Origin of the sequence: Thiocapsa bogorovii (assembly GCF_021228795.1) — a bacterium.
GTDB classification, from domain to species: domain Bacteria; phylum Pseudomonadota; class Gammaproteobacteria; order Chromatiales; family Chromatiaceae; genus Thiocapsa; species Thiocapsa bogorovii.
This window is the reverse complement of sequence record NZ_CP089309.1, coordinates 1,285,587-1,298,279: the sequence shown is the minus strand read 5'-3', so window position 1 is coordinate 1,298,279 and position 12,693 is coordinate 1,285,587. Positions and strand designations below refer to the sequence as shown.

13 protein-coding genes are annotated in these 12,693 nt (G+C 65.1%); all 13 read right to left on the bottom strand.

The window, feature by feature from the left end; translation table 11 throughout:
* Positions 1-38 precede the first annotated feature (38 nt).
* On the bottom strand, positions 39-959 hold the full coding sequence (locus LT988_RS05860; RefSeq protein ID WP_232409281.1) for a YihY/virulence factor BrkB family protein: 921 nt from the start codon (positions 957-959) through the stop codon (positions 39-41).
* Positions 956-1,135, bottom strand: a complete 180-nt coding sequence (locus tag LT988_RS05855; RefSeq protein ID WP_232409280.1) for a hypothetical protein — start codon at positions 1,133-1,135, stop codon at positions 956-958. The genes LT988_RS05860 and LT988_RS05855 overlap by 4 nt, the downstream gene beginning before the upstream one ends.
* A 116-nt stretch (positions 1,136-1,251) precedes the next feature.
* The gene (locus LT988_RS05850; protein WP_232409279.1) at positions 1,252-1,446 is read right to left on the bottom strand and encodes a hypothetical protein; all 195 of its coding nucleotides are present in this window, start codon (positions 1,444-1,446) and stop codon (positions 1,252-1,254) included.
* 20 nt (positions 1,447-1,466) lie between these two features.
* Positions 1,467-1,724, bottom strand: coding sequence for a dicarboxylate/amino acid:cation symporter (locus LT988_RS05845; RefSeq protein ID WP_232409278.1), 258 nt, complete (start codon positions 1,722-1,724; stop codon positions 1,467-1,469).
* An 83-nt stretch (positions 1,725-1,807) separates the two neighbouring features.
* Complete coding sequence (locus tag LT988_RS05840; protein ID WP_232410522.1) at positions 1,808-3,652, bottom strand: V-type ATP synthase subunit A; 1,845 nt, start codon at positions 3,650-3,652, stop codon at positions 1,808-1,810.
* A 326-nt stretch (positions 3,653-3,978) separates the two neighbouring features.
* A complete protein-coding gene (locus LT988_RS05835) occupies positions 3,979-4,692 on the bottom strand; it encodes a DUF2764 family protein (RefSeq protein ID WP_232409277.1) in 714 nt (237 codons plus the stop codon).
* 15 nt (positions 4,693-4,707) lie between these two features.
* Positions 4,708-5,445 (bottom strand): hypothetical protein, encoded by a 738-nt coding sequence (locus LT988_RS05830; RefSeq protein WP_232409276.1) that lies wholly within the window; start codon positions 5,443-5,445, stop codon positions 4,708-4,710.
* Positions 5,442-5,888, bottom strand: coding sequence for an ATP synthase subunit C (locus LT988_RS05825; RefSeq protein ID WP_007193661.1), 447 nt, complete (start codon positions 5,886-5,888; stop codon positions 5,442-5,444). Before LT988_RS05825 ends, LT988_RS05830 begins: the two co-directional genes overlap by 4 nt.
* Positions 5,885-7,690 (bottom strand): V-type ATP synthase subunit I, encoded by a 1,806-nt coding sequence (locus tag LT988_RS05820; RefSeq protein WP_232409275.1) that lies wholly within the window; start codon positions 7,688-7,690, stop codon positions 5,885-5,887. Before LT988_RS05820 ends, LT988_RS05825 begins: the two co-directional genes overlap by 4 nt.
* Positions 7,687-8,292 (bottom strand): V-type ATP synthase subunit D, encoded by a 606-nt coding sequence (locus tag LT988_RS05815; RefSeq protein ID WP_232409274.1) that lies wholly within the window; start codon positions 8,290-8,292, stop codon positions 7,687-7,689. The genes LT988_RS05820 and LT988_RS05815 overlap by 4 nt, the downstream gene beginning before the upstream one ends.
* Positions 8,293-8,310: 18 nt before the next feature.
* On the bottom strand, positions 8,311-9,681 hold the full coding sequence (locus tag LT988_RS05810) for a V-type ATP synthase subunit B (protein ID WP_232409273.1): 1,371 nt from the start codon (positions 9,679-9,681) through the stop codon (positions 8,311-8,313).
* A gap of 350 nt (positions 9,682-10,031) precedes the next feature.
* Complete coding sequence (locus LT988_RS05805; protein WP_232409272.1) at positions 10,032-11,360, bottom strand: ABC transporter permease; 1,329 nt, start codon at positions 11,358-11,360, stop codon at positions 10,032-10,034.
* Positions 11,361-11,378: 18 nt separating this feature from the next.
* Entirely contained in the window at positions 11,379-12,539 is a 1,161-nt protein-coding gene (locus LT988_RS05800; protein WP_232409271.1) for an ABC transporter permease, read from the bottom strand.
* Positions 12,540-12,693 lie beyond the last annotated feature (154 nt).

The following is a 12,693-nucleotide window of genomic DNA, read 5'->3' as shown; positions in this document are numbered from 1 at the left end:
GAACATCAGCATCTCGCTCTGAACGCGGTTTAACGCGATCACCGAACGAATTCCTGCATGACCCTGACCGCCGATTTCCGGGGGACGAGGGGTTTCCCGCGCGCATGGAGATACATGCGTGTGAAGGCCGCCCCAAGCAAGAGAATCAACGCCGAGTAGTACACCCAGAACAGCACGATCACGAGCGAGGCTGCCGCTCCGAAGGTGGACGCCTTCGCGGTGTGTGCAAGAAATAGGGTAATGCCGTAGCGCCCGATCACGAACATCAGGGCCGTGACGACGGCACCGATCATCACGTCCCGCCAGGAGAGGACGACGTCGGGCAACACCTTGAAAAGGGTCGCGATGAAGGCCGTCGCGATCAACAGAGAAATCGCCGATTGCCCGCTGTTCCACAACAGCTCCAAGCCCGGCAGCGAAAGGTCCAGATAGGGCGCGATCGCACCCAGCGCCGAGCTGATGACGCTGTAGAGCAACAACGCGAGTCCGATCAAGAGCACGACGAACAGCGCCAAGAGCCGCGTCATGGCCATGCGCATCAGCCCGCTGCTTTCGGGATTGGGTCTGACGCCCCAGATGGTGTTGAGCGAGAAGCGCAATTGGGTGAATACGGTGGTTGCACCCACCACGACGGCGCCGATCCCGAGCAGGGTCGGCATCAAGCCCGTCTTGTCCACTCGCGACATCAAGACCGCATGTTCGATCGCTTTGGCTGCGCTAACCCCGATGGTGTCCTGCAGTCGGGCGGCAATCTCGCCTTGGGCAGCACTTTCGCCCAGCACCAGGCCCAAGACCGCGACGACGATGACCAAGGTCGGTGCGAGTGAGAACAGCGTGAAGAAGGCCAATGCGCCGGCATGACTGAATGCGTTGTGCTCGAGCCATAGCTTTCCGGCATCCCGGGCGAGTTGGAATCCCTCGATCGATGTCGGCGCAACAGGCTTGGGGGTTTCCGTCATTGCCATTGATATCCGAGTTTGTGGAGCAGCGTGGTATTGGTGGTCAAGGCCTGATCGGACGGTTTGCTGTCGTATGCCCGAGCGATCTCGAGAGTCCCCGCGTAATCGGTCTGCAGCGTGAGCAGGTTGCCGTCCTGGCGAATGACACGATCGGTCAGGCGGTCGCCGTTGTGCATGCTGATCTCGACGGCGAGGGCTTCGGGATCGCCCGCAACCGTCCCGATGACACCCCATGTGATGAGCGGGAGAGCGTTTCGGGGGCATCCCTCATGCCGGCCCGCCGCACGAGCCGTCAATCGAGCCACCCGAGCACGTTGCGGGCGATCGACCAGCGCGGCTCGCGCGTGGTGTCGAGCTCGCCGAGCATCCAATAGCGATAGAGCGTGTCGATGGTGCCGTATCCACGCGCATTGTTGAGCCAGGCGTTGAAGAAGGTCATCAGCTTCGGATCTGCATCCCGTGCCAGCGCATAGCCGAACGGGATCACGAGGATCGGCTTCGGTATCGTCAGGTTGAAACGCGGATATCGAATCGTCCATGCAGCACCTTACTCGGCGGCCAGCCGTTTAACGTCGGCCGCGAAAACCCGTAAGGCGCGGGTCGACCAATGAAGGCGGTCATGGTCATCAAGGTATCGCCGACCGTGGACAGGAGGTCGACGAAGTGCGCTTTGTTCTTGACCCCGATCAGGGCCACCCCGAAGAGGATGCTGAAGACGACGATGGCCGGCACGACCGAGAAGGCCAGGGAGACAAAGAATATCATTTTAAACCGCGTCCACCCTAAGAGTCGTGGACGCACCACAGGTCGAGCCCACTCGAAAACGAGCATGTCGCTCTGGACGCGGTTTAGGTCGTCATTCCGTCGATCTCGGCGAGCAGACGCGTGTAATCGGGCGATTCGGGCGCGGCGTAGTGGAAGTTCTTGAAGAGCCCGGTCAGCTTGTTGAAGTGGTGTCGCACCGCGGTCTTGTCCTCGAAGCTGCGCTCCTGCTCGACGATGTCCCAGACGCGGTCGAAGGTCAGTTTCTGGCGATCCATGGGGACCGCGCCGTCGACAGCGTCGAAGGCGTCCTGCTGGAGGAAGACCATGTCGAGGAAGAGCGCCTTTTGATAGACGACATAGTCGTCGGTGGTGATGCCTTCTTCGCCCGTGACCTGCATCATCTGCTGGACACTGTCGCCGCGGACCAGCAGATCCTTGAGTGCCTTGACGCGCTCGGTCCAGGTCGGGTCCAGATTGCGGGCGTACCAGTCGGACAACTGCTCCAGGTAGCGCGACCAGGAGATCAGCGGATCGATCGCAGGGTAGAAGCGGCGGTACGCACGATCGTAGGAGAGCCCGAGGAAGCTCTTGACCGTGCTGAGCGTGCCCTGGGTGACCGGCTCTTCGAAGTTGCCGCCGGCCGGGGAGACGGTGCCGATCATCGTCAGGCTGCCCGAGCTGCCGTCGGCGCTGCGGATCAGGCCGGCGCGCTCGTAAACGCTGCGGATCGCCGATTCCAGATAGGCCGGGAAGGCCTCTTCGCCCGGGATCTCTTCCAGGCGCCCCGAGGTCTCGCGCATCGCCTGCGCCCAGCGGGAGGTCGAGTCCGCCAGGAGCAGGACGTGATAGCCCATCTGTCGGTAATACTCGCCGATGGTGATGCCGGTGTAGATCGAGGCCTCGCGCGCCGCCACCGGCATGGACGAGGTGTTGCAGATGATGATGGTGCGATCCATCAGCGAGCCGCCGGTCGCCGGATCCTTGATGCGCGGGAACTCCTGAATCGTTTCCACGACCTCGCCGGCACGCTCGCCGCAGGCGACCACCAGCACGATATCCACCGCCGCGTGCTTGGCCAGCGAATGCTGCAGCACCGTCTTGCCGGCTCCGAAGGGGCCGGGGATGCAGGCGGTTCCGCCGCGCGCGACCGGAAAGAAGGTGTCGACGGTGCGCATCGTCGTGATCATCGGCTCGTTCGGATAGAGCCGCTCGGTCGTGCGCTCGCGCAGCATGTGCTCGGTCAGCGGGCGTCTCACCGGCCAGCGCTGGGTCAGGTCGAGCGAGCGCTCCTCGCCTCGGCCGTCGCGGATGCGCGCGACCGGCGTGTCGAGCGTCACGCTCCCTTCCTGGATCCAGGTGACCTCGACCTCGCCGGCCTGGTCGAAGGGCACCATGATCTTGTGCGTGAAGCGGCCTTCGGCGACCGTTCCGAGCAGGCCGCCGGCCCTCAGGCGCGCACCTTGCGAGACGGCGGGGACGAAGGACCACTTGCGCTCTCGGTCCAATGGATCGACATCGACACCGCGCGGTAGGAAGACACCGTGCTCGATGGCGATCTTGTCGAGCGGGCTTTGCAGACCATCGTAGACCTGTCCGAGCAGACCGGGGCCGAGGACGACCGACAACATCTCGCCGGTCTGCTCGACCGGGTCGCCGATAGTGATGCCGCGCGTGTCTTCGAACACCTGGACGTCGGCGGTATATCCGCGCACCCGCAGGACCTCGGCCTTGAGCCGTTCCTGGCGTCCGTCGGCGGCGACCCGCCGCGGCAGGATCAGGACCACCTCGTTCTTCTTCAGGGAGCGACGTGCCCCGTTCTCCCAGCCGGCCTCGATGGTCACCAGGCTCTCCTGCACCGCCACGACACGGGCGAGTGCATCGGCCTGAGCCGGAGGCGCCGGCGGGGCGGTCCGGGCGTCGTCATGCATCTTGGCGAAGTCCTGTGTCGGTGGTGCGCTGTCGGGCGCACGCGGCCGCTCCTCATGCTTTGGTTTGCCTCGGGTCGTGTGTCTTGCCATGAGTAGATCCAGTAGGGCGCCGACGTCGAGCCAGCGGTCGACAGGGTTAAACCGCGTCCAGAGCGAAATGCGCAATCTTCATCTTGCGTTCGACTTTGGAGACGTCCTCGATCTCGGGGAGACGCGGTTTAACATGATTTATGTTTCAAATTCTTAAACCGCGCCGGCTCCAGCGGTCGTCACGTCTGCCGCGGTCGATCCCATCAAAAAACCTCGCCTACCGCACCGGGCACGGTTTAAGCGCGGGTGGGTCGGGCGGTGTCGGCGGACGGCCGCAGGCTCTTCTCGACCCCCGCCATCGCCTGCTTGACCAGCTCGTCGAAGCGTCGTGCGGCCTCCTCGCCGTCGTACGTCGTCCAGCGCGCGATCATGTCCCAGCGCAGGACGTAGATAACGACGGCCTCGAAATCGAGATAGTGCCCGTCGCTGCAGCTCTCCAAGTGGTTCCACACCGCGCCGAGCAGCAGCCGCTCCAGATCGACGGTGCCGCCGCGCGCGAGCAGACGCTCGGCCTCGGGCAGCCAGGGAAAGGCACGCTCGAGACCGAAGGCAGGCTCGTTCCAGTGCTGCATGATCCGGCTCACCCAGCGCCCGAAGCCCCAGCGGCGGTCTCGAGGCGCGGCTTCGCCGCGGTGCCGCCGCCGCAGAGCGGCGACCAGCGTGCGCATCTCGAGCCGCCAGGTCACCAGATCGCGGATGAAGGGGTTCGTGATCCCGTCGATGACCTGCTTCGCCCGGACCACGGCCTGTGTGTCGGTTCGGCCTTGCTCCTGTTGCGCCCACTCGAGTAGTCGTCTGGCATGGCGCAGACAGTCCGCCTCGTCTGGATCGAGCAAGGCGAGACGCTGGTTCAGTCGGATGCGCGACAAGGGGGTCTGCTTCGCACCGAAGAGCGGGCCGTGATACGGCAACGCGCTTAGGAGCATCGCGTAACGGTCGGAGTGCGCCACGGTCGCCTCGTCTCCTTACTTCACCATGCCTTCGAGGATCGCCCGAAAGCGCGGTTGCAGGTGGGCGAGCAGGGTGGCGGCGACCGTCTCGTCGGTCAGGTCGATGTGCACGTCCTTGCCCTTGAGTGCGAGCCGGATGCCCTTGCCGTCCGTTCCGGCGGCGACCCCGAAGGTCACTCCATCGGCCAGGATGTTGCCCGCCAAGGAGAGCACGAAGTGGGACAAGGATCCTTCCCGCAGCTCCAGCGGGTTGCGACGAAGCTCCTCGGGACTGACCAGCGCCTTGGGCAACTGGACCTCGACCGCCTGTCCGGCGTCGATCCCGGCCTCCGCGCGTGCCTTGGCGGCCACCTCCAGGATCAAGCGCTCGAGGAATGCCTCCTGCTCGATCTTGGCGGCGATCAGCCGTTTGACCTCGTCGCTGAAGCGATCGGAAAGGTCGGCCTTGAGCCTTAGAACCGTGTCGCGCATGGCGATCCGCAGCGCCTCTTCACCGCCTTTTCTGAGGGCATCGACCTCTTGTTGGGTCTCCTCGCGAATGGCCTTGGCGCGGTTCTCGGCCTCGCGCACGATGCGGGCCGCCTCGCGCCGCGCCTCCGCCTCGATCCGCTGCGCCTCGGCCTGACCGACCTGCACACCCTCGTCGCGCAGTCGCTCGATCAGCGCCTCGACGCCGGAGGATGCGAGGCCCTTGAGTGCGACCTTGTCTTCTGTGGCCATGGTATCGCGCCCCTCGCTGCTCGTACGGCTCATCCGGGGATCCCGCCGGCCAAGACCAGCGCAAACACGAAGGCGAACACGGCGAAGCCTTCGACGATGGCGGCCGGTGCCAGCGAGAGACCGAAGATCTCGGGCTTGGTCTTGCTGGCGTGAATCGCCGAGGCGCACGCCTGACCCTGACGCATCGCCGAGAAGAGCAACGCGAGACCCGAGAGCAGACCGATACCGAAGAGCGCCGGTGCGGTCACGGGTGTGACGTCGCGCTGCAGGCTGAACATGATGACGATGCCGTAGATGACCTGCGACGAGGGCATCACCGACACACCAATGTAGCGTCCGTAGCCCGAATCCGTATCCACCATGGCGCCGATCGCCGCCTGTCCGGCAACCGCGCAGCCGATGACGCTGCCGATCGCACCCAGGGCCATGGGGGCGAAGAGTCCGGCCCAGCCCAGCGCAACCACAAATTCGTTCATTCGCGCAACTCCGTCCGTTTAAAGGGTTTGAAGGGGTAGCCTTCGCCGGCCAGGGCCCAGTTGTAGAATTCGATGAAGTTCAGCCGCAGCCCGTGGACCACGCCGCTCATGAGCGCGAGCAGCAGATTCAGCGCATGTCCGGCCAGTAGGATGAGGATGGCGAACAGCAGTCCCAGACCCGGCATCTCGGTTGCGACGTCCCTGGCCAACCCGTTGAAGGTCATCGCCATCGAGGCGGAGGCCAGGCCGAGTGCGAAGAGCCGCAGATAGGAGAGCACGTCCCCGAAGACCTGTGTGACCCGCACCAGGTTGCTCAGACCGTCCAGGCCGCGCAGGGCGAACGCCTTCACGCCGTCCACGCGCCGGTCGCTGCCCAGAAGCAGGACCACGGCGAACCCGAGGCCCATCAGGATCTGCGCCGAAAGGACGACCCACTCGGGCGCCCCGGCATCACCCGCGACCCAGAGCGTAAAGCCGCCGACCATCACCGCAATCCAGCCGATCGCCACGCGTCCAGCAGCTCGGCCGCGTTGAGCGCCGGCCATCTCGAGATTGGCGAGGATGAGATGGACCACGCCGATCCCGACCGACAGCTGCATCATGACCTCGAAATCGTTGATATCGAGGAGATGCAGATGCCCCGGGAGGCTGTCCGGGCGGGGCGCGAAACCGAAATAACTCCCCACCAGGACACCCCAGAGCACGGATGTGCCGACCAGCGCCCCGGCCAGGATGCGCAGACGCCCGCCGAGCGCGCTGCGGCCGAACTTGCGCCAATAGGCGAGCAGCAACACGCCCAAGAGGGCCGCGTAGCCGGCATCGGAGAGAATCATCGCGAAAAAGGCCGCGAACGAGAAGAACAACACCCGAGAAGGATCCCAGGAGTCGTAGGCCGGCATCTGGTAGAAGGCCACCAGGTCCTGGCCGGCGGCGATGGGGCCGGGATTGTCGAGCAGGGTCGGCGGTGCATCGTCCGGTCCGGGCGTCTCCGTCAAGAGTGCCAGGCCCTGTTGCTCGGCGAGCGCCTGAACCGGCTCGACCGCGTCTTCGGGGACCCAGCCCTGCACCAGGAATAGGGACTCCTCGTCGCGTGTCTGCGCCTGTGCGTGGCGAAGCTGGGCCGCGTCCTCGGCTTGGGCGAGATGTGTCGAGATGAGATAGATCCAGCGTGTCAGTGCAAGGTGCTCGGCCCGGATCTCTTCGAGCTCGAGCTCGGCCGCTTCGAGACGGCGGCGGACCTCGGAGAGACTCAAAGCCCCGGCCAGGGTACGCGGCACAGGCAGCGCATCGCGGGGCGGTTCGTCCGGATCGATCACCACGACCCAGGATTGACGGTTGTCGCGATGCACGACCTGCCAGGGCAGCTCGAGCGTTGCGAGCTGCGCCATCTGGCGCTGCGGCACGATGTAGAACCAAAACTTGCGCCCGGCCAGATCCTGCTCGGGCGGCAGCGTGAAATCGCCCCAGGGCTCGAGCTCGGCGATGCGCTCGACCAAGGCGTCGCGGCGGTCGCTCACATCGCGCAGCCGTTGTTGATTCTCGAGTACGGCCGCGATGGTGCCGGCCAGATCGAACCCCTCCGGCTCTCGGACCTGACGACGCTTCTCGCGCGAATCCTGTAGATAGCGCAGCGCCTGCAGGGCCTCGACGGCGTGGCTGGCCGGCTCCTTCTCGGGTTCCCTCGGCGCGGGTCGCAACGGGATCAGATGCAGACAGCCGAGCGTTTGGAGCCGTTCGAGGACGGCATCCTTGTCGGTTGCGAGACCGGCCAGCGTCAGGCGCATCAGGCGTTGAATGCTCATGCCGAGGCCTCTCTGAGTCGTTTGCCCTTCGCGATCTTCGAGCGCACGATCGCCGCGCGCTCGGCGTCCGAGAGGTGGATGCGAATCCGCTTGATGTTCTCGCGTGTGCGCGGGATCAATACCTTGTCGAACAGATTGACCCGCTGAGTGACCTTGCGCACCGCGTCATCGAGCAATACGAGACGACGATCGTGCAGCGCGAGCTGCGCTTGAAGCGTCAGCATCTCGGAGAGTGCATCGACCAAGACGTCCACCCAGTGGGGTTTGCTCAACAAGCCATAGTCGCGTTTGACGAGATCGAGCCCTTCGAGCACGGGCAGCCGCGTCCCGAGAAGGTTTTCCTCGCCGAGGCGTGCGCCGCGCACATGCACTAGGTCGGCCAGCTCGATCTCCCGGTTGGCGAGCATGGGCAGGTTCTCCGTCACGCGCGTGCGCAGCGCTGCAATCTTGCGACGGGTCTCCTCTTGGGCCACGACCTCCTTGGCGCGCTCGGTCATGATCTGTTTGCGCTTCAGATCGAGCGAGGGCAGGTAGCGCTCGTAGGTCTGCAAGGCGCGGTTCTGCTTGGCGAGCGAGGACTTGCTGAGGCTGACGCGTGACATGCGATGGACTCCTCCGCGTCAAGCCGCCGCCTGGATCCGCTCGTCGTCGTCGAGCGTCGGGAGATACTTGTCGATCAGGGTCTCCTTCATCAGCAGCTCGTCCCGATTGAAACATTCGGCCAGTGTCCGCCAGCAGAGATCCAGTCCCTTCTCCAGCGGAATGCTCACATCGATGTCCATGAAGCGTTCCCGAAAGAGGTTCCCGAACTTGATCAAGCGGATGTCGAACTCGGACAGATCGAAGGCCATTGCCTGCTTCTGCTCGGCATCGCGGGCGCCCGAGTAGAAGCGGATCATGGTGTTCATGATCTGGCTGTGGTCCTCGCGGGTGACCTTGCCGATCACGTGTTGTTTCAGACGCGAGAGCGAGCCGAAGGGGTCGAGCATACTGTCGTGGAGATAGAATTGGCCTTCCGTGATGTAGCCGGTGTTGTCCGGCACCGGGTGCGTGACATCACCACCCGGCATCGTGGTCACGGTGAGGATGGTGAGCGAGCCGCCGTCCTTGAAGTCGGCGGCCTTCTCGTAACGTCGCGCAAGTTGCGAATACAGATCGCCCATGTAGCCGCGATTGGACGGCACGGCTTCCATCGCGATGCCGACCTCCTTCATGGCGTCGGCATAGGCGGTCATGTCGCTGAGCAGGACGAGGACCCGCTTGCCTTCCTCGACCGCGAACCGCTCCGCGACCGCAAGGGCCATATCGGGAACCAGCAGGCGCTCGACCACGGGGTCGGAGGCGAGGTTGACGAACATGACGGTTCGGGCGAACACGCCCGCGTCCTCGAAGCGACGCAGAAAGAAGTGATAGTCGTCGAAGATGAGCCCGAGTCCGCCGAAGACGACGATGTCCGCATCCGCCTGGATGCCGATGCGCGCCAGCAGCGCGTTGTAGGGTTCGCCGGCGACCGAGAAGATCGGGATCTTCTGGCTCTCCACCAACGAGTTGAAGATGTCGATCATGGGGACGTCGGTGCGCACCATCTTGGAGGCGAGCGCTCGTCGGGCCGGGTTGGCCGAGGGGCCGTCGATCTCGATCTTGGGATCTTGAGAAAGGCCGGGCCCGGTATCGAACGGGGTGCCGTCTCCGCGGAAGACGCGGCCCAGGACGTTTGGAGAGTAGGTCACGCGCATCGGGTGACCGAGGAAGCGGACCGACGCCTCCGTGGAGAGCCCCTTGGTCCCCGAGAAGACCTGAAGCGAGACCAGCTCGCCTTCGAGCCTGATCACGCGCGCCATCGATTTGAAACCGCTCGGATCCTCGACCAATCCCAGGTCGCCGAACGCGACACGTTCGCCTTGCTCGGAGACCGGAGGCGGAACCAGGACCTTGAGGAGGTCGCCGACGATCTCGACGACCTTGGAGTAGCGCACGAGCGTGTGGGACATCGGACGTGTTTCCCCGCGTGTTTAAACCGCGCCCGTCGCGGTATGTAATGTTTTTGAACGGGATCGGCCTCGGCAGACTCGACGATTGTCGGAGCCGGCGCGGTTTAGGTGCCTATCTCAGGTCATGGAAGTTGCGCGACTGTGGGTCCTCTGCTCCCGAGTCTATGCGGCGCTCATTCGAGGATCAAATGAAACTCGATGTGCGGACCGTGACTTCGGCCTGATCTTCGTGTGGTGTCCGCGGTTCTGCAAGGGGCCGCGTCATCGCTGCCGAGTCGTCTCGCCGCAGCGTTCCGCTCGATCGCGAGTGCCCCGAACGACGGCCGCGAGCAGCTCGGCGCAGCAGCCCATCAAGACTCCCGCAGTGCCGTCGTGACCGGAAGACTTGCAGCGCGAAGCGCCGGGAAGATGCCCCCGATGAATCCAATGCCGAGCGCCCACTGAAGGCCGCGGATCAGAAGCTCCGGGGTCACCTGGAATTGGAAGACGACTTGACTGAAGTTCGAACCCAAGGTCGAGACCGTGAAGCCATGAAACAAGGCCCAGGCGATCCCGGCGCCGAGCAGCCCTCCGGCCGCGGCCAGGGTCATGGTCTCCAGCATCACTGCGACCACTACGGGGAGCCCGGTGAAGCCCAAGGCGCGCAAGGTCGCGATCTCGCGTGCTCGGCTCGCGACCGCCGCGTACATGGTGTTGAGCGCGCCGAAGACGGCGCCGAGGGCCATGAGCACCGCCACGCCGATCCCGACCGCCCGGATCACCCGGGTGAGACGCTCCGACTGCTTGCCGTAATACTCGCGCGTGGTCTGGACCTCGACCCGCAGGCGCGGGTCGGCGCTCAGCGCGGAGCGGAGGGTCTCGAGCGCCGCCGGCGAGGTCAGGCGCACGGCCACGGACTGGAAGCCGTTGCGCCGGTAGGCTCCGGCGATGGATTCGGCGTCGCCCCAGACCTCGGACTCGTGCGTGTCGCCCGAGGCGAACACCCCGACGATCTGCCACGCCTGATTGTTCAGCACGAGACTGTCGCCGATGTCCAGTCCGCTGAACTGTCGCAACGCGCCCTGTCCGACGATCAGCTCGCGGAGTCCCGGCCGAAAGCGTCGGCCGGCGATGATCCGCACCTGCGGGCGCAGATCCCAGGCGGCATGACCGACCCCGCGGACTTCCAGGTTCGCATCCGTCCCCGTCGATTGCTTGGGGACGCTGGCCACCACGACAACCTCGGCCGACGCGACGGGCTGGCCGTCGGCGTCGCGGGCGATCCCCGGGGCCTGAGCGACGAGGGTTGTCGACGGACGATCCAGCGCGGAGGAGAGCTCGGCGTTGGCTGCGGCCCGCAGCACCAGGGCCGTTTCGTCGTTGCCCGCGCCCGTGAGCGTCGCCTCGAAGCCCGCCGCCATGGCCTGCAAGGCTACCAGCACTCCGACCACGCCGGCGATGCCGACCACCACGACCGAGGTCGCGCCGAGTCGCTCCGGCACCGTGCTCAACCCGACGCGTGCGACCGCCAAGGCCTGTCGACCGGTCCGGGTCAGGAGCAGCCAGCCGAGGAACAGAGCTCCAAGACCGCCGACGAGGCGGGGGGTGAGGATCCAGCCCCCGACGAAGGCCGCGACGGCAAGACTCGCGGCGATCATCGGCAAAGCCGACTTCAATGCGGCGGACGAGCGTTGTGTCATGCGTGTCTCGTGCGGCTCTCATCGGCCCGCGAGGGCATCCACGATGCGCAGTCGCATCGCCTTGAGCGCCGGCGGCAGCCCGACCAAGGTGCCGATGATCAGCATCAGACCGAGCCCCAGCGTCCAGCTCTCGGGTTGCAGGGCGACATCCAGTTGCCCGGAGCTTGCCTCGCCGATGATCGGAAGGGCCAGATCGGCGAGCGCCAGGCCGAGCAGTCCGCCGATCAGGAGCATCGCGAGCGCCTCGCTCAAGACCAGGACGAGCACGGCACGGTTGGTGAAACCCAGGGTCTTGAGCACGGCCAACTCCGGGATCCGCTCGCGGATGGACTGTGCCATGGTGTTGCCGGTGAGCAGCACGAGCGTGAAGAAGACCGCCGCCATGATGGCCGTGACGATGAGCCCGATGTCCCCGATCTGCTTGGCGAACGAGAGCTGAAACTCGCGCTCGCTCTGGGTGCGGGTCTCGAAGGCGGAGTTGTCGAACTGATCGTCGATCGCCTGCGCCACCTGGTCCGCCCGCGCCGGATCCTCGACCCGGACGACATACCACCCCACCGTGCCTTGCCCGATCTCGCGTCCCTCGTCGAAATAGGTGTGGTTGAAGAGCATCTGCTTCTCCGAGCCGCGCAGCTCGGGCTGTGCCGCCTTGAAGATGCCGACCAGGTCGAAGGTCCAGACGTCACCGCCATCGCGATGCGGATAGATGGTCGGGCGCAACGGGATCTTGTCGCCGACCTTCCAACCGAACAGGTCGGCGAGACTCTGTCCGACGACGGCCCCCGTGCGCGTCTTGATGAACGCCTGACGTTGCGCATCCGGCAACACGAGCTCCGGGTACATGTCCAGATAGCTCTCGGGCTCCACGGGGAAGTTCGGGAAGAAGTTCTTCGGGTCTTGGTAGATGCCGCCGAACCAACTGGCGTAGGTGACGGCCTTCACGCCCGGGGTCGAGGTAATGCGCGCCAAATCCGCGTAGGGCAGGGGCTGGATGAGCGACAGACGCGAGGATGTGATCAGCCGATCGATCCCGATCACGCTCTGCGGCGCGCTGAAGGCGACCCGCACCGCATCGAGCATGCCGAAGAGCGCGAAGGCCGCAGCCACCGAGAGGAGGGTCAGCAGGGTGCGCATCTTCTTGCGCATGAGGGCGGAGAAGAGCAGAGGCAGGTATTTCATCTTGGGGGGAGCCGCCTGCCGCCTGCCGGCAGCTTCCTGCCTCCAGCCTCCAGCTTCCTGCCGGTCGGCTTATCGAAGCACGGGCGTCGCGTGCCGAATTTTTGTCGAGTCAACGGACACATGCCTGAGGTCTCGGAATCATCCAGCGGGCGGC

What these genes read in the sequence shown, in the direction of transcription:
- LT988_RS05845 (WP_232409278.1), bottom strand. Translation starts at nt 1,724, where the DNA reads ATGATATTCTTTGTCTCCCTGGCCTTCTCGGTCGTGCCGGCCATCGTC.
- LT988_RS05830 (WP_232409276.1), bottom strand. Translation starts at nt 5,445, where the DNA reads ATGAGCCGTACGAGCAGCGAGGGGCGCGATACCATGGCCACAGAAGAC.
- LT988_RS05805 (WP_232409272.1), bottom strand. Translation starts at nt 11,360, where the DNA reads ATGACACAACGCTCGTCCGCCGCATTGAAGTCGGCTTTGCCGATGATC.
- LT988_RS05855 (WP_232409280.1), bottom strand. Translation starts at nt 1,135, where the DNA reads ATGCACAACGGCGACCGCCTGACCGATCGTGTCATTCGCCAGGACGGC.
- LT988_RS05860 (WP_232409281.1), bottom strand. Translation starts at nt 959, where the DNA reads ATGACGGAAACCCCCAAGCCTGTTGCGCCGACATCGATCGAGGGATTC.
- LT988_RS05810 (WP_232409273.1), bottom strand. Translation starts at nt 9,681, where the DNA reads ATGTCCCACACGCTCGTGCGCTACTCCAAGGTCGTCGAGATCGTCGGC.
- LT988_RS05820 (WP_232409275.1), bottom strand. Translation starts at nt 7,690, where the DNA reads ATGAGCATTCAACGCCTGATGCGCCTGACGCTGGCCGGTCTCGCAACC.
- LT988_RS05815 (WP_232409274.1), bottom strand. Translation starts at nt 8,292, where the DNA reads ATGTCACGCGTCAGCCTCAGCAAGTCCTCGCTCGCCAAGCAGAACCGC.
- LT988_RS05840 (WP_232410522.1), bottom strand. Translation starts at nt 3,652, where the DNA reads ATGCATGACGACGCCCGGACCGCCCCGCCGGCGCCTCCGGCTCAGGCC.
- LT988_RS05800 (WP_232409271.1), bottom strand. Translation starts at nt 12,539, where the DNA reads ATGAAATACCTGCCTCTGCTCTTCTCCGCCCTCATGCGCAAGAAGATG.
- LT988_RS05825 (WP_007193661.1), bottom strand. Translation starts at nt 5,888, where the DNA reads ATGAACGAATTTGTGGTTGCGCTGGGCTGGGCCGGACTCTTCGCCCCC.